The following is a 17,466-nucleotide window of genomic DNA, read 5'->3' on the forward strand; positions in this document are numbered from 1 at the left end:
ATTTGACGATATGGATTGATTTGTCTGAAAATTGACGACATTGACTTTACTAGCAAGTTGGCAGGAGTTTACGGTTGGGTAAGAAATAACAGTTAATACACATTAGCTTGCGAGGATGTAATAGTTAGCACTCTACGTCGGTAAGATTCGCCCTATGTTTGCATTTATCAGCACAGGCAAAACTTCATTTCTGTCTAACAATAGTAATTAAACTGTCTGAATTTTATGAAGAAAGCAAACCTTCTGCCGAAGGACGTGGCGGACTTTTTTGAGGTCATTGGAAAATCAAGTTGAAGCCTCATAAGTTCATATTTGTAAGTTTTTCATAAGTTTATTATCCTCTTCGAAGATTCTTATTTTATCGAAAAGTAAAAGGATGGGTACGGTGACCAGAGAGGACAAGAGAAGTAGATTCTTGGCTTTTTTAGAGATAAGGCAACTAACAACCAGTAATCAACTTATAATGAAGCAGCTATCTCAGTTGGATATAAGACTAATTCCATAAGTAAATTTGCAGCGAGCCTCTCAAAGGTAAGTTTGTATTTTAAGAAAAAAACCTTAGTGATACTTTGCGGGGTGTTTTGAACTGAATGCTGAGCCTCGAAGCTCAGATTGAGACATATTTATTAGCATGCAGTATTTGTTCAATTAATATTGTGGTAATTAAATTTTAGTAAAAATAGATGCCATCGTCAGGGAGTTTATAAGTGAGCATGGAATTAAAAAAGCAAAGCAATCCATTTTCGACCGGCGGTGGAGGTGTAAATTTCGAGACCCGGGTTCAATCAGCTTTTGCTCTTTCACTTTTTACTAAGTCTTGTATTCCTTGCATGTCTAAACTTATGAGAGCCAAGGAAATTAGGTTTCAAGCTAAATATGATGGCGTAGAAACTGATGATTTTGTTTTGGTTGCGTCGGACAACTCAGGCAACAAAAGTCACCTTTTTGCTCAGATCAAGCACGAAATAACTATTAGTGAATCCCAGCAATCAGTTTTTGCTGAAGTCATTAATAGCGCATGGAAAGATTTCAAGAAAAGTACTTTCAGCCTAGAATTAGACCGTATTGCTTTGATAACGGGGCCTTTACCCAAAGTCGATGTCAACAACACTCTACCGCTTTTGGAATGGGCAAAATACTCAGCAAACTCCCAAGACTTTCTGAAAAAGTGTAATACGAATGGCTTTTCTAGCAAATCAAAGCTTCAACGCTTAGAAACGTTCAAGAAGCAATTAGCCAATGCAAATGGTGGGCGTAAGGTAACAGATGACGAGTTATGGGGGTTCTTAAAAACATTCCAAATTCTGTCTTTTGATTTGGATTCGCAGCACTCTGTAGTTGCTAATCTACTCTGTTCGTTGATAAATATTTACTCAGAAGAGTCGCCTTCATTAGTGCTGTCCAAATTAGTTTCTTGCGTTCAAGAGTTCAATCAAAACGCAGGTATATTAACCGCAAGTAACATTCCAATAGAAATTCAAGAGCTATTTACTTCTTCACCCAAAATAGACTTTGAAAATGACCTTGTGAAACTCCAAGAGCGCAGTGAACACATTTTTGAAGGAATTTCGAACACTATTCAGGGGGTCCATATTGAGCGCCCCGATCAAACAGAAAAAATTTCTCGATCATATGCATCGTACGACTTCCTATTTGTAACTGGCGCAAGAGGGGTTGGTAAGTCAGGCGCAGTTAAGGACTTCATATTAACAAAAAACGTTGATGTACCCGTGTTCTACTTGCGTGCTGAAGACCTAGACAAAAGTCACCTCAATGATGTTTTCGCTACAATAGGAATGACCTCTTCTTTGGGTCAAATTGAAGGTCACTTTTCACTACTTAAAGAAAAAATTCTCGTTATAGAGTCTTTAGAGAAAGTACTGGAATTGAACTACCCTGATACTTTTAGCGACCTACTCCAATATATAAAAAGGCAAAGTGGTTGGACTATAATTGCGACAGGGCGCGACTACGCATATCAACAAATTATATTTACCTACCTTCAACCAAGTGATATTCAATTTAGCAGCGTCAGTATTGATGCGTTAACTGATAAGCAAATTCATAGAGTATGCGATCATATCCCTCCGCTAAAGAACTTAGTCTCAAATAGTTCATTGGGAGAACTACTTAAAGTACCTTTCTTCATAGATATTGCTGCTAGGGCAATTGTCAATGGCGCAGTATTTTCATCTGGCGACAACGAAAATGATTTCAGAGAAACCGTATGGCGAACGGTAATTTCTAAGGAAGCCGATAGAAAGTTTGGTATGCCTGAAAAACGAAAGCAGACATTTATCAATATCGCAAAAGAACGCGCAAAGAAAATGTTGTTTGGAGTACGTGTCAGCGACTTTGAACCTGATGTTGTTGCGAAACTAGAAGAAGATAACTTGATTCTGCGGGACGCTAAGACTTCCACTGTCAGTCCAATGCATGATGTACTTGAAGACTGGGCTCTTGAAGAGTTTATTGAGTCCGAATACTTAGTTTATACCGGCAATATAGTTGAGTTCTTATCCGGAATTGGAAGTGAGCCAGCAATAAGTAGAGCATTTCGTTTGTGGTTATTCAGAAAGCTTAAATGTGAAGATAATACTAATGAGTTTATAGAAAATTTACTCAAGTCTTCAACAGTACAGAATTACTGGAAAGATGAAGCAATCTCAGCGGTATTGCAGCATCAATCACCAGAGCGTTTTATTTATTCATTGAAATCTGACCTCTTATCTGAAGATTGTGCTTTGTTGATTAGATTTTGTTTCATTCTAAGAATCACTTGCCAAAGACCTAACCCCAAATACAACAATTTATTAGCTAAAGATGTTAAATCCGGGATGCTGAAATCTCTATTCTTACAGCCATTTGGAAATGGATGGAAAGCTATATTTGATTTTGTATATGAAGTCAGGGAAAGCTTGAGCAAAGCCGCTCGGATTCAATTAGTTGAAGTTATAGATGAGTGGTGTGGCCTGATAAATATTTATGAAGAGCTACCAAAAGCTTCGTGTAGAGTTGGGCTACTAAGCTTGTGGTTATTGGAGCAAGTGAAAGATTCGCACAAAAATAAACGGCAAAGAAAAAAAATACTAAGTGCTTTGTTAAAAACTTCAACCTCAGTAGAGGGGGAATTTAATAGCTTGATGGACAAAGATGTGTTCATTTCAAAACGATCTCCTAGAAGGCTAGGATATGTAGAACAATTAACTAGCTTAGCTTTTGTTGGGATAGATGTAGCTATGCTGTGTAAGCGTAATCCTGATTTCATTGTTAAGCTTGCTTTACATGAGTGGCTTTTGGAAAAACCAGAAGAGGATGAATTTGGTTATGGTTCCTACGGTGAAATCGAAGTAGAAGAACATTTTGGATTAGAGCGAGAGCGTGATTTTTTTCCTGCAAGCGGTGCTAAGGGACCTTTTAAATATCTTCTTCGGTCTAACCCTAGACTAGGTTTAGATTTCATTATAAAGCTGTGCAACATAACCGCACAGAAATATTCTGAGTCAGACTTTGCTGCCCCAAGAGATAATGAACAGGAAAGGTTTTATTCATATGAAACGGTAGTGGACAAAGTAATTATTCCTTTAAATGATGGCTCAAATGTTTCCCAATATTGTTCAAATCATCTTTGGAAAGGATACCGTGGGTTGTCAACGTTACCTTATGTACTTCAATGTGCATTAATGGCTTTGGAGAATTGGCTGATTGATTACATAAAGGATTTTGATGAAACTAATCAGATTGAGCGGATTTTTGACTACCTTTTGCGATCTAGCAACTCAGTCATGCCGACATCAGTTCTCGCATCTGTCGCTATTGGGTTTCCTGAGAAAGTTGGAAAGGCAGCCTATCCATTGCTAAAAACTTCTCGCTTATATGATTTAGATCTTGTGCGTATGACAGCTGAAAAGGGAGGAAATGAACATCATTATTTCGGCTTAGATAGAGACGTGATGACGAGCATGTTCATTGAGGAACGAAGAACTGCTGCACTTCGAGAATGGAGAAAAGAGTCTTTAGAAACGCTTTTAACAAGACTACAGTTCAATACTGAGCATAGAGATTGCGCATTAGAAATACTTGATGAGTTAATAGCTGAAGCTAACTCTGACAACAATAAGAATCTCAGGTTCATGGTACATCGAGTAGATACTAGAACTTGGAAAGCTGTCGAAGATAAAGAAAATAATAGGGTCTTGTTACAAAGCTCAACAGAACTGCCAGAAGACTTAATGAAAGAGCAGCAAGCTTATAATAAGAAGCATGCAATCGATAATAGTGTTATAACCCTGAATTTATGGGGGAGAAAGATATTCGAAGAGCAAGTCTTTGAAGATAAGTACTTTGATTCTTATTCCAGTGCACTATTGGCGGCACAGGAGTTGCTTCAATCTCTGCAAAAAAATGAGGTTGGGAATTTTGCAGAAATGGCAGTTGGCACAATCACTATCGTTGCAGCTGCCTGTGTACGCGATGCTTTTGAAGAGCTGTGTGTTCAGGAAAAAGAGTGGTGCTTTAACGTAATCTTAGAATCAATATTCATGCATGCCCATATTGTCGATGGAACAACAGCCTACGATACGACCGATTACTATGGTACAGGAGCGTGTGCATTTGTTCTTCCTAGATTGTTTGACTTGGAGTTAGATCCTGAACAAGTCTCAAACTTGAAATATGCAATGGCAACCGCGTTAACACACGAAAATTTAGATGTTAGCCAAAATTTAGCTAGAGGGATTAGAGAATTCCTGTGGACAAGAGATTCAAAGCTGGCAACGTACTTTGTTAGAGGTGCAGTTGCATATGCTAAGTTTAGACGAGAGAACAATCAGCAAAGAAAATTTTACCATCTACAAAACGAAGAATTGAAACAAGCACTTGAAAACTGGAACAGTTTAATTAACTCTTTTCATGAAGATTTAATCGAAGGTAGACTCAATCAATCAGTCAGCAAAATCAGCTTTCAAAGTCATTCTTCGTGTTTTTTTCATTTACCGATGTTGATGATTCCGCTAGGCCCAGTTGAAGACGAATACATTCGACTTGTGCAAAACACTGTGAACATGGTTTACGAAAATGAGTACGCGGATTACCGACAAGGTGATGATGAACAAATTCACCATGACATTGTAAAGCATATTCAAGATTGTTTAACAGACCATATTATCCATTCAAGGAACAACGACTTCTTACCTTTTAAAGAATTACTGATATCTGGTTGCTCTTTAGCACCGAGCTTCATTTATTCGCTTGTATTGTCTTTCAATGTTGCCGTAGAAAAGATTGAAAACTACGAAGCAATTTGGTCTCTTTGGTCTCTACTTGAACCTGAAATGCATAAAATAGCTTTAAATGACGTTAATGAACGTTACAGAGGCCGACAAAGTGACCTCACTAGATTGTTGCGAGGAATGATGTATGCAGACACTCCTTGGCAGGGCCATGAAAATGAAGCGAAAGACATGAATAGGGGCGCAGTTTACCTACTTGAATTTGCAAAATGCTCCGCTTCTAATAGTCATGTATTCGAAGCTTTAGCATCTTTAATTTATAACTTTCACAATGTATTTTTTAATGAAGGTATTAAGATACTTTCCCAAAAATTTTCTCATAATTCTCAATTGATCTCCAAGCAAGTGAACACTGCATTTTATTTAGAAATGACTATAGGTAGGTATTTACAAATAGAAAATAGGGGCACCTTGAGTAGGTCAATGTATGAAGTCTGTTTAGGTTTACTAAATGGCATTGTAGAGACAGGGTCTGCCAGAGCTTATTATTTGAGAGAACACCTCATTCGTTCAAGGAGAGTAAGATAGCCATATTGGTTGTAGCACGCAGATTTTTAACAATGAATTGTAGTGTCAATACCTAACTCTATTTTGAATATTATTCAAAAAAACACTGGTAGTTACTTTGGTTCGTAATCCGTACTAATTAATGTACAGTCACGAAACTTTTATCCTGTTGCCTTGTAGTCTTGCGTTTTTAGTTAAAAAAACCAAACCGCTACCCCTCCCCCAAAACTCAAGCTATACTCCCCAGTCAACAACGGTTAGGAGAGTATTGATGATTGTCGTCACCCTAACCGGGCTATGGGTTAACTAAAACCACCCTGTTTCGCCCGGTGCTAATGCCGGGGCCTTTTGCCCCCTTAATGAAAACATTAACGTTAGTTAAGGGTTAGTTATGACTAATTTTCACATTCTCGCCACTATGGGCTGGCGTCCTTTTTTTCAGCAACAACTCACTCTTGAAGAGTGGGATTGCGTTATTCCTGTAAGAGTTACCGAACAACACAAATCTCAGCTTACCGTAGTGTCTGATTCGCATACCATTAGTTTGCCGGTTGTGCCCAGCATGCCTGCTTTGGTGGTAGGCGATTGGTTGTTGCTTAACGAGCAGCATCAGTTCCTGCGTTTGCTGGAGCGCTATAGCTGCTTTAAACGCAAGTCTGCCGGTACCGGCCACGACTGGCAGTTAATCGCAGCCAATGTCGATACCGCGTTTATTGTGTGCTCCATGAACGAAGACTTTAATCCCAGCCGTATTGAGCGCTACCTGGCGCTGGCCGAGGCTGCCGAGGTTGAATCTGTGGTGGTGTTAACCAAAGCCGATTTAACCGAACAGCCTGAGCAATGGATTGATAATGTTCGCAGCATCAACAAGCAACTACAGGTAGTTGCCCTGAATGCGCTGGATTCATCTTGTGCCGATGCATTAAGTGACTGGCTGAAACCCGGTAGTACGGTTGTGATGCTGGGCTCGTCGGGTGTGGGTAAATCCACTCTCGCCAACTCGTTACTGGGAGAGGCGCGTCAGCTTACTCAGGGTATTCGGGAAGACGATGCCAAAGGGCGTCACACCACCACGGGGCGTTCGCTTTTGCCGTTGCCCAATGGCGGGTTGATTCTGGATACACCTGGCATGCGGGAACTGCAGCTAGCCGATTGCCATGATGGCATTGTGTCGGCCTTTGCCGATATTCAGCAACTGGCCGAAGGGTGTCGGTTTGCCGACTGTCAGCATCACAGCGAACCGGGTTGTGCGGTGCTGGCCGCGTTGGCGGAAGGCGAGCTTGATCCTCGGCGACTCGCTAACTACCAGAAGCTGCTGAAGGAAGATGAACTGAACTCAGCCACGTTGGCAGAAAAGCGCGCAAAGGATAAAGCCTTTACCCGCTTTGTGAACTATTCACAAAAGGAATCTCGTAAGTTTAAAGGCCGATAAACGCTATCGGCTTACTCTCTGCAAACAGGGTTAAGTCGCACGGTAGTGTTAGCGGTTAGCATGATTTGGTCCATACAAAGCCAGTAACTCTAAAGTAACTGGCTTTTTCTTCGCTCCACTAGTTGGATTAGTGTCATTGTGAATAAAATCAGTCTCCAGAACGCAAAACTCCTTCAACAACGACATCATAATCTACGGAACAAGTCCCGCCGTTGTTAACTTGATCAACGGTTTTTGCAGTACCAATAACTTTTATACTGTCTTGTATTTGTTCTGTAACCAACAAATTAAAACTGTCAGATCCGTCACTAAATTTATTCGTTAGGGATATAGAGCCAGTCGATTTGTCGTAATCGCCAGATATATCAACAATATCGCCATCCCCTTCGATATCTAATTGCAACGTTGCCTGCCCCCTGCCTTCATCAAGTATCAATACGGCTGTTATCGATTCAACTTTACCTACAGGCTCATCATCAAAATCACAATCAGAATCACCAACGGACTTGCTGGTGATGGTAGTCGTAAGTTGGGAATCGTAGGTCAGTACTTGTGGCGGTAATTGAATCGGAATCTCTATTGTGGAATAGGTTTGTTGGTTTGGCAAAATAGCATTAGCAGTACTCAAGTTGCCACTCACTATTAACCTAACGTTATTTTCTAAAGTTTGAAATCCTTCAGAGACGCGAAGCTCAATTGTAGTCGTACTTGAAGTCTGCCCAGATTCTACTGCACTAAGAGGCTCAAGATAATTAGTATAAGGCCCAATTTCTACGCGGGTCGAACCATCAATAGACAAAGTGTAAGTTGACGAGGCATGGCCTAAATTCGCAAGGCGAATAAAAAGTTTGTACTGAGAACCATTGAACGAAAACTCTTGAGGCTTTGAAATTATCAATGTTTCATTACTAATGCTTCCATCCAACTCAAAACTGTTACCTGTGTTGGTCACTACAACCCATGGCTGTGTACGTTTTATTTGTAGCGCGAAATGATGTCTATTAGATGTACCGCCCTCTGAATCAAATACATCAATAAATCCCTGGTGCTCGCCATCAGTATCAAATGAAAGGCTAAACTTAAGGTCCCCCTCAATAGTTCGATTACTAAATTCAGTGACCAATGTTGGTTCTGTTGGTATCTCATCATTAATATGATGATGAGTGACTTCAGCATAGCCACAATATTCGGGAACCTGCGGATCAGTGGTGATTTTATTTTCACACGACACAGTGAAATCAACTACATATGGCGGATCACTGTTGTAAACTAATCCGTGACAAGCTGTCGACGGCAAATTATCACTGTCTTCTGCAATACAATCACCAGAATACTTGAATGCGATGTCACTGGTAAATTGCGTCAACTCTGAATCCGTAAGGTATGCTGCCTGCTCGGGTTCGATTCCTGTATAAGTACCAATTGGTGAAATAGAGATGGTGCGGTTATGCTCATTATTTATTGGAAAAAACTGAACCGATTTACCTACACTGTGCTCAGCAGAAACTTTTCCAAGACCAATTCCCAACTTTGTAAGGTCGAGTATTTTGGAAAACTTACCAATAACCTTACCAAATTTACTTAAAAACCTTCGAAATCTGCTGACATTTCCGAAATCATCCGGAATACATGAAAGGTTTTCTATCGCGTTACTTATGAGCGTTCTTTCATAAAACTTAGGCGCAAATTCAATTGCAAGTTCATCAATATAGGCTCTAGTAAACGCTTGTTGTAAAAGAGGATTATCTAATTCATCTACTGCTAAATCCAATGCAAATTGGGAAAGTACAAGTTTCGGACCGCTTGGTCCGCTGATTGTTGTCTCGTATAGCGATCTAAAGCAATCAAAATATGGCGTGGCCACCCTAAGTATCGGAGCCGCATAATCCAACACTAGCGATTGAGCTAACGCGACTTTGTATGCTTGAGCAGAGAGTCCTTTAGTTGGGCGATTCTCATAGTCACCAATACTAAAGCCATATAAATACAAACCATATCTGTCATTGTTCGGTCCTAGCGGTTCAAATGGTGAACTCTCGGTAAAGGTAAAATCCCCCGACCTGCTTAAGAAACCTCGAGAATTAGCAACTATTACATTCTTGTCGTTGAGGTTGATTTCCTCCTCCCGATTCGGGTCATTGGTTACCAAGCCAATCAGAGTTTTACCCCAGTTTTCGTTACTAAACGAGAATGAAAACCCTTGCCCTGACGTTGCTGGATACAATGACAAGCGAGAGTTAAACTGCTCGGCCACATACGTTGGCAGAATTCCACTACTAATACTGCCGCGGCCATCTCCAATAAAAAAAGAATCCGCATGTTTCTTGTCATTGTTAAAAGCACTGACAGATTTCTCATACGACAGCTTTAGCTTTTCTGCAGTATCGCTATCGATTGGATTAGCATTCATGTACTCCATCGCAGCGTCGATTGCACCGGCGATGATTTGTTCTGATTCATTGTTGGAATCAATGGACCATGTTGAATTGGTATTGATAAAATCTGCTGCAGCTACTACTTCAGGTAATGTTGCCAGTTCAGTATCAAAATTATTTGCGGATTCAATATATTCCCGCAAATCCGAGACCATGTAAAACAATGATTCTAATGTAGTTATTCCAGATAGGGTAATATTTTCTAATTGATTATCTTTGGCAAAACCCATTAACCTGACATCATCACTGGCCGTTAGAGCTAAAACAAGAGTTGGCGCAGCAGAGTCTTTTGCAGATACCGATGTCTGAGAATTTTCATCAAGCGCTAAGTCTCCCCAGTAACCTGATGTCACCAATACAACGTCATTTTTAATGTCATCAGGAATAATTACTTTGATATCAACAACTGTTCTTGGCCTCACTGTAACGTTAATTTCGACACTATCGGTTGCTGCTTTGTCATCTGTAACCGTTAACCTAAATGTAAGCACCGTTGACTCTTCAACAGTTGGTGCTACAAAAGACGCAGTCAATACTTCAGCATTAGTGAGAGACACGGCGGGGCCGCTCAACTGCTCCCACAAAACAGATACAATTTGGCCATCATCTGTTGCAGATACGTCAAACGTTACAATTTCTTCAGCTGTTACCTCAATCGCTGTGGGGGCAGTAATATCTGGTGGAATATTAGGAACCGGAATTATTACAACGTCTGTCGACGCGATAGCAGTTGCGCCATCATTGTCAGTTACCGACACCTGAAGTGAAACTGCACTAGACTGGCTAACGTCCGGTGCAATAAACTCAACAGTACTTCCACTATCGCTGTTCAGCTCTATTGTCGGGCCGCTGCTTTGAACCCAAAGAAAGGCAGTTACAGTTCCATCAGCATCTGAAGCTGTCGCACTTATTACTACAGCTTGCCCAGATTGGTACTCACCGTGTGAATCAATACTGACCGTCGGTGCCTGATTTATTAGAGGTGCTGGCGAAGGCGTTGCAGACGATGAATCGCCCCCACAGCCGCTTAGAGTTAAAAACGCAACAATTAAAAAAGCTGATATCTTCCAAATATAAAAGACTTTTGGCATCTGTATGAATCCGCATCCCTGCTCACAATTTAATCACCATGATTACACAAGAAGACATCAAGTGACAAATAGACATGTGCATTTTTCAAACAGAAATTAGGGTGACTCGTATAAAAAGACGACAGCTGATTATACGCCAAATAAATCTTTCGCCAGAAAATCAATGCCCTCAAAGTAAACCAATATTCTCTAACAAGTTTACGCAGATAACTTCCGTGCGCTCGTCCTAAGCTCCTTTAGTTATTAAAACAATGTTGTCGGGTGCCATACTTTGTATTTTCAACGTCGTAGCATCGTAATGTGGTTTGCTTTTGATATGGCGGCTTCCAGTTAAAAAGCTCATCGTAATAAGAATCGATTTCTGACCGACGAGCGGCCTTTCTGATATTCGCCTCTGACCATTCAGCTTCTTGTCGTGCTTGTTCACGCATCTTGCGATTATGGAAACTCTGCCAGGCATTACGAGACACTTCTAAACTTTCCGGTGGCAAAACCGTACAGAGATACTTTCCCGGCGCATTCCATTCCTTGAATTTACGTGCCAATACATAAAAATCCTGTTGAGCCTGAGTCATCTTAGCCCATTCCCAAGCGCCATTTTGCGCAAACCATACTATTGCAAGACAGTTTGAACCTTCACTGTAATTCGCTTCCGAAAACGTGAAATTTCGCCACATCCACTGCTGTGCAAAGCGCTGCAGTTCATCATCACCCATAGTAATGGGTTTGCTCTCGCGAAATTCGATATCAGCCCCATAAGCCTCGAACAACTTGGTATCCTGCGCCTCAACCCAACGACTTAGCGCCTCTGGCATGAGCGGACACGCCTGGGCATTTTGGACTGCATTTTCCGCCTTAACGGCCCACGAAATAGCGTCTTCAGGAATATGCCCTTCAATCCAGCTATATTTGGAACGATTGATTCCATTGATTACATAACTATAAGCAATCTGGCAACCATCTAAGCTACCGAAACGTTCTTTTTCATTTCGCGCCAGCAGAGTTTCACGACGACTTTCGCGTATTCTGGCAAATTCGCGAGCTTCATATCTTGCGGCCTTTTCAGCAGCTTCGTTTGCAATTTTTTGCTGCTCGCGTTTGTATGCATCTGTTTCTTTAAGTGCATAGCCTTGTGAGTCGTAGTAATTCTTAAAACTAGTCACCAATTCTGCTGGCACCAACTCACAAACTTCTGGACGTGGATTAGGGCTATACTTCCTATTATTAGTTAAGTTATAAACATTCTGCCCCCAATCCTGGTACATTTTGAGTTGCTCATCAGTTATATCGGGTCCTTTAACCCGACTCCGTTTACCCCATCGAAGTGTATCTCCTGCAAGAGTACAAATTTCCATCGGCAGTGTTAATTGCGCTATGCCAGCATCTTCAAATGAAATATTTTCAGCAACATCACCAAAGCAATCTCCAATCTCACTCATGGCAAATCGAATGGCGCTCTTTGGCGGCGGACTCTGAAAATATCTAAACGTTTCTGTGTCAGGTGTAAAAACTCGTCTTTTAGCTTTAAGCTCTTGTGCAATATTTAAATTTGTTGGCAATCCACAGCTTTTTTCGCCATTAAAACAATCAGAGAATTTTTCAAAATCCAGATAGTGAATATTACTGACAAATTGCTTTCCATAGATGTGCCAAGCCAAAATCATAGCGCCATCTGAATGATAAGGAAGTGCCATTGCAACAGTCCCAGACTGTTCAAAAAAGTTTTCGGATAGCAAACAAAGGGAGTTCTGCTGATACGGTGTCCATATTTTGTCGCTGGCTTGAGCCAAACAACTAAGACAAAGGCTTACAATGAAGCCTAATAATCGAATTGACAAATACCTCATTCAACTTTCCTTCTGTGTGAATCGTCCAAATACTACATAACTTTTTAAATTGATGTGACTATTTCACAGGACATACATTCCGCAAGCTTAAAGTCCAGTAAACCCTATTTGAATTCTCTATGCAAACAAGCACCAGTTGAACGTTAACGTTGGCTGACGCTTTTTCTGCATCTCCCAATCTCTGTTGTTCTGGGTCATGTTCTGTCCAAACATATGAGCCACCAGCATGGTTCTGCTGCCAAAAGAAAACATTGATTTGTTCAATCGGTGAGCATAACGTAAATCGGGATAACCAAAAAAAGGAACAATAATGCGGTTACTAACGACACTCACTTTGTTAACCGGCTTACTGACCGGCATGCCGTTACAGGCTGAAAATATCGCCCTGGTGGGCGGGCGACTCATCGACGGCACTGCCGAACAACCTCTACACAACAGCGTGATCCTGGTTAAAGATGGCATCATTGAACAGGTAGGCACGGTAGACTCGTTACCCGTACCTGCTGGCTATCGGGTTGTGTCTACAGAGGGCCACGATGTACTGCCCGGTTTGTGGGAAAGCCATGCTCACATAATGCTAACCGGCCACGCCAACTATACCCACTGGCAAAAGGCCTATCGCGACCGTCAGGTTGACGAAATCATGCCAGCCTCACTCGTGCAGTTACTGCTTGCGGGTATTACCAGCGTGCGCGATTTAGGCGCACCGCTTGAAGACTCCGTGGCGATAAAACAAAAGCTCGCCAAGGGCGAAATTCCCGGGCCGACTTTGTATACCTCTGGCCCATTCCTGCAAGCCAAAGTGGACGACTGGCAAAAGCATTACCGCTGGGAGGTTACATCAGAGCGTGAAGCCAAAGCGGCAGTTAAACGCCTGCACGATGCGGGAATGGAAATTGTAAAACTTATCGACCACGACGACATGCCCCGCCCTGTAGCCCAGGCCATTGTAGACGAGGCTCACCGCCTGAAAATGAAAGTGGTTGCCCATGCCCACAAGCCTGATGAAATTCGCGTTGGGGTGGAAATTGGTATCGACAACTTTGAGCATACCGGGTTGACCACTGCGCCGGGCTATCCTCAGGATGTATTGGATACCCTGGTTGAGCGCACCGCAACGGGCATATTTGATGGGTTACTGTTCTGGACACCCACCATGGAAGGGTTATTTACCTACCCTGATCTGGTGAAAAACCCGGAAGCCCTCGACGATGCCTGCTGGAAGCGCGGGTTAAAAGACGACACCATTGCCGACATCAAGCAATCTATTGCCAAGCCGGGCCACCTTAATTACATGCAGCTTACGCCGCTTCGAACCCCTACCATTCGCAATAAGATTAATCAGTTAAAAGAAACCGGCGTCATGATGTTAGTGGGCACCGACTCCGGGATCCCAATGAAATTTCATTGCCAGTCGACCTGGCAGGAAATGGCGGTATGGGTACATGACATGGGATTTGATGCTATGGACACCATTCGCGCAGCTACGTACTGGCCTGCAGTAATGATGGGCGTGCAGGACCGCTACGGCTCAGTCACCCCAGGTAAAGTAGCCGATGTTATCGCCGTCCGCGGTGACGTACTGAAATACATGAACCTGGTACGGAACGTAGACATGGTAATGAAAGACGGCGTGATCTTTAAACACAACGGCATTGTAGATGAAGCGCTGCTGCTGAATTTTGGGAAGTAGTAGCGGTTAGGTTTACGGAAAGTTTCTTAACTATGCTGTTAAAGTTTTAAATCGACTGGCCCCATCGTTACCGATGCCGGGCCAGTGGTAATTCAAAGGCTATTAAGACGGTGTCCGCCACGGAACAATACCGCAATAGCAGTCAGGGTGACCTTACCGATAACAATAATATCTTTCGCCAGCGCTAGGGGTTTCGGCCAGAGTATAGTTGCATTAACTGCCAGCTTCTGAAAATCACGCCTCCTGACGAAATTCACTCACTTAGTACAGCTTTATTGCGGACTATTTTCAGGCATCCTGTTACTACTCATTCAGTGCCTTACGCTTCTCATTCAGTGCCTTATACTACTTTCGAATATTTCGAAAAATTGACTTATTTCGAATATTTCGGATAATGCGTGGTGTTATAAACGAACAGGACATTCGAAATACGATTAAATCCGAGGTGCGAAAATGACACGTGTGCAAACACTACCAGATGAGCAAGAGATAGCCCTGGCAAAGTTATCCAGCCAAACTCTCACTGCGTTACTCGAGAGTAAAGGCGGTGTGCAGGAGATAAACGTGGTGAGTAAAAATGGCGAAGTTCATCACGTTAAACTCCCAACCAGCGCACTGGCGCTGATGGTTGAGGTACTGACCCAATTAGGTCAGGGTAACAGTGTGAAAATTACCCCCATTCATGCCGAATTAACCACACAGGAAGCTGCAGATTTGCTAAACATGTCACGTCCAACGTTTATCAAACTGTTAGACTCCGGTGAACTCCCTTATTCAAGAACGGGTAACAGGCGTAAAGTCGCGTTTAGCGATGTCATGACTTACAAACAAAATCTTGATGCCAAGCGTCTGGCTGCGTTGAATGAATTATCTGCACTCGATCAGGAGTTAGGGTTAGGGTATTGAATGGCACATTACACTGTAATCCTTGATGCATGTGTAATGTACCCTGCTCCCTTGAGGAGCTTGTTGTTATATCTGGCTCAGACCGGGCTATTCAGAGCCAGATTCACCAACAAAATTCACGATGAGTGGATAAACAACCTACTTAAGAATCGACCGGATCTGTCTTTCGAAAAATTATCCAGAACACGCGCATTAATTAATGCACATATGCCAGACTGCTTAATTGAAGGATTTGAACCCTTTGTTGAATCTCTCCATCTCCCCGATCCTAAAGACCGACACGTATTAGCGGCAGCAGTGAAAGGACAAGCAGAAGGGATCATTACATTCAACCTAAAGGATTTTCCCAATGATGTGTTATCGCCGCTGGGAGTTGTTGCCATTCACCCCGACATGTTTTTATGTGACATGCTGGAACTCGATACCGCAGCTGTTTTATTTGCAGCTCAAAATCACAGGCGCTCATTAAAAAATCCACCGATGGATGCGCACAGCTACCTGGATGTCCTGCAAAAGCAAAATCTACGTAACTTTACATCCCGATTAAAAAAGCTCACGCTTTTGCTGCAATACACCTATAGCTATATGCTGCCTACGTGGTGATGTGCAAGCTATTGACCAACTTCGCCTCACCCACCCACTCCTCAAACCATTGTAAATCACTTGTTACTTTTCGTTGACTTTTGCTACGACAAAAGAATAACATGAAACATTAATTTCACAATGCGAAACTTAGTGTCGAAATGAATAGATTTACTCACTGTGTTATTGGACTCTGCATAAGCTTATTGCTTATCCCTACATTTGCTCAGGCTGAGTCGCCCCGCGTGTTGCGTCTGGCGTCCTGGGGGCCGCCTAAACATTACCTGTCGCAGTCGCGCAATGCGTGGATTGAAGCAGTGAACGAACGGGCGGCGGGTCGCATTCAGATCATTGAATATCCGGGTGGGCAGCTGTATGGCCCTAAAGATATGCACCGTGCCGTAGCGCGTGGGCTCATTGCTATGGGCGTCATATTGCAGCCTCGTTTAATGGCTACCGTGCCGTTGTTGCAAGGCGTGTATCTGCCATTTGCCTACGACACCATGGAACAGGCCGCCAATGCCTATGCCGGTGAGTCGTTGGCAATTATTCAGCAAGCCATGCAGGAGAAAAACCTGCAACTTGTTTACCCGGCATTTAGTGGCGGTGTGCAGGTATTCAGTGCCCAGGGCGGTATTGATGGCATTGCCGATATTAAGAACCTACGCGTGCTGGCCACCAGCCCGATGGTGACCGACTTACTGCATAAATTAGAAGCCGCGCCCGATACCTCAATTCCTCAAAGTGAACAATACATGGCGCTGAAACGCGGTGTAGCCGATGCCATGCTGAACGCCGTTGTTACCGGGTATTTTCAGCGCAATCACGAAGTCGCTCCGTTTGTTACTTTAACCGATATGAGCTTCCCTACTGTGCTGATGACGGTAAATCTGGACGTGTGGAATTCGCTGCCTGAAGACATTCAACAGATCATGCTGGAAGAAGGCGAGAAGCAAAAAGCCTACTCCCTTGGCGCGTCAGCGGCCATGGAGGCGCACTTTAAGCAGGTGATCAGCGAGAACGGTGGCAAGGTATCGGCCCTGCCCGCTGGCACACGCTCACTAATACAACAAGCCAGCCAGCAGGTTTGGCAGGAGTGGGCGCAGCGCAATGGCCCTCAGGCCCAGCGCCTGCTCGAACTTAACTTGCCCCAACCAGCCCCGTCTCAGGAGTAACCCATGCAGCTTCATCGTTATTCGTTTCAATACACCATTGATGCCCTATGCAAAGCCGGCGCATGGCTGGCCGCGTTCTGTTTATTAGTGCTCGCTCTGGTGGTGAGTTACGAAGTTATAGTGCGTTACACCACTGGCGTGTCCAGCAGTTGGATTCAGGAGTTCTCGGTTTACTTAATGATGGCCGTTGGCTTTTTGGCCGCTGCGTATGCGCTGCAAATGAACAGTCACTTCGCCATTACCTATTTTGTCGATAAGTTGTCACCGGCTAAGCGCCGCCGACTCACCATTACCACCAACGCAGTGGGTTTGTGTTATTCACTGATGTTTGTGGTGAAAGGCACCGATATGGCCATGGCCATGTACGCGCTAGGCGATACCAGTACCGGTTTAATGCAAACGCCGTTATGGCTGCCAGCCAGCCTGGTGCCCATTAGCGGTGTCTTGCTGAGCCTGCAGTTTTTGAGTCACACCATCGACAACATTGCCCAGGGGAGCCACTAACTT

General features: G+C 43.1%; 9 protein-coding genes. 7 read left to right on the top strand and 2 right to left on the bottom strand.

The annotated features are described in order from the left end of the window. Positions 1–707 precede the first annotated feature (707 nt). On the top strand, positions 708–5,819 hold the full coding sequence (locus FJ444_RS13890) for a hypothetical protein (protein ID WP_140959106.1): 5,112 nt from the start codon (positions 708–710) through the stop codon (positions 5,817–5,819). Between the two features lie 370 nt (positions 5,820–6,189). Next, entirely contained in the window at positions 6,190–7,230 is a 1,041-nt protein-coding gene (gene rsgA / locus FJ444_RS13895) for a ribosome small subunit-dependent GTPase A (protein ID WP_140959108.1), read from the top strand. A 148-nt stretch (positions 7,231–7,378) separates the two neighbouring features. Here the strand turns inward: rsgA and FJ444_RS13900 are convergent, their stop codons facing one another. Both FJ444_RS13900 and FJ444_RS13905 read right to left on the bottom strand, forming a co-directional pair. Beyond that, positions 7,379–10,756 (bottom strand): hypothetical protein, encoded by a 3,378-nt coding sequence (locus FJ444_RS13900; protein WP_140959110.1) that lies wholly within the window; start codon positions 10,754–10,756, stop codon positions 7,379–7,381. Positions 10,757–10,992: 236 nt separating this feature from the next. Next, positions 10,993–12,603 carry a hypothetical protein gene (locus FJ444_RS13905; RefSeq protein ID WP_140959112.1) on the bottom strand — a complete coding sequence of 537 codons (1,611 nt, stop codon included), beginning with the start codon at positions 12,601–12,603 and terminating at the stop codon, positions 10,993–10,995. Positions 12,604–12,913: 310 nt separating this feature from the next. Here FJ444_RS13905 and FJ444_RS13910 point away from each other — a divergent pair, with 310 nt between their 5' ends. From FJ444_RS13910 to FJ444_RS13930, 5 genes are all read left to right on the top strand, one after another. Continuing rightward, positions 12,914–14,296 carry an amidohydrolase family protein gene (locus FJ444_RS13910; RefSeq protein WP_140959114.1) on the top strand — a complete coding sequence of 461 codons (1,383 nt, stop codon included), beginning with the start codon at positions 12,914–12,916 and terminating at the stop codon, positions 14,294–14,296. Between the two features lie 453 nt (positions 14,297–14,749). Further along, positions 14,750–15,202, top strand: a complete 453-nt coding sequence (locus tag FJ444_RS13915) for a helix-turn-helix domain-containing protein (protein WP_140959116.1) — start codon at positions 14,750–14,752, stop codon at positions 15,200–15,202. Next, entirely contained in the window at positions 15,203–15,805 is a 603-nt protein-coding gene (locus FJ444_RS13920) for a PIN domain-containing protein (protein WP_140959118.1), read from the top strand. It abuts the gene before it with no gap. 140 nt (positions 15,806–15,945) lie between these two features. After that, positions 15,946–16,959, top strand: coding sequence for a TRAP transporter substrate-binding protein (locus FJ444_RS13925; protein ID WP_140959120.1), 1,014 nt, complete (start codon positions 15,946–15,948; stop codon positions 16,957–16,959). A gap of 3 nt (positions 16,960–16,962) precedes the next feature. Then, positions 16,963–17,463, top strand: a complete 501-nt coding sequence (locus FJ444_RS13930; RefSeq protein ID WP_140959122.1) for a TRAP transporter small permease — start codon at positions 16,963–16,965, stop codon at positions 17,461–17,463. Positions 17,464–17,466: the final 3 nt, after the last annotated feature.

It is taken from the genome of Aestuariibacter sp. GS-14 (genome assembly GCF_006494365.1).
Lineage (GTDB): Bacteria > Pseudomonadota > Gammaproteobacteria > Enterobacterales > Alteromonadaceae > Alteromonas > Alteromonas mangrovi.

Coding starts and splice junctions, on each gene's coding strand:
- rsgA (WP_140959108.1), top strand. CDS start 6,190: ATGACTAATTTTCACATTCTCGCCACTATGGGCTGGCGTCCTTTTTTT.
- FJ444_RS13910 (WP_140959114.1), top strand. CDS start 12,914: ATGCGGTTACTAACGACACTCACTTTGTTAACCGGCTTACTGACCGGC.
- FJ444_RS13905 (WP_140959112.1), bottom strand. CDS start 12,603: ATGAGGTATTTGTCAATTCGATTATTAGGCTTCATTGTAAGCCTTTGT.
- FJ444_RS13900 (WP_140959110.1), bottom strand. CDS start 10,756: ATGCCAAAAGTCTTTTATATTTGGAAGATATCAGCTTTTTTAATTGTT.
- FJ444_RS13930 (WP_140959122.1), top strand. CDS start 16,963: ATGCAGCTTCATCGTTATTCGTTTCAATACACCATTGATGCCCTATGC.
- FJ444_RS13925 (WP_140959120.1), top strand. CDS start 15,946: ATGAATAGATTTACTCACTGTGTTATTGGACTCTGCATAAGCTTATTG.
- FJ444_RS13915 (WP_140959116.1), top strand. CDS start 14,750: ATGACACGTGTGCAAACACTACCAGATGAGCAAGAGATAGCCCTGGCA.
- FJ444_RS13920 (WP_140959118.1), top strand. CDS start 15,203: ATGGCACATTACACTGTAATCCTTGATGCATGTGTAATGTACCCTGCT.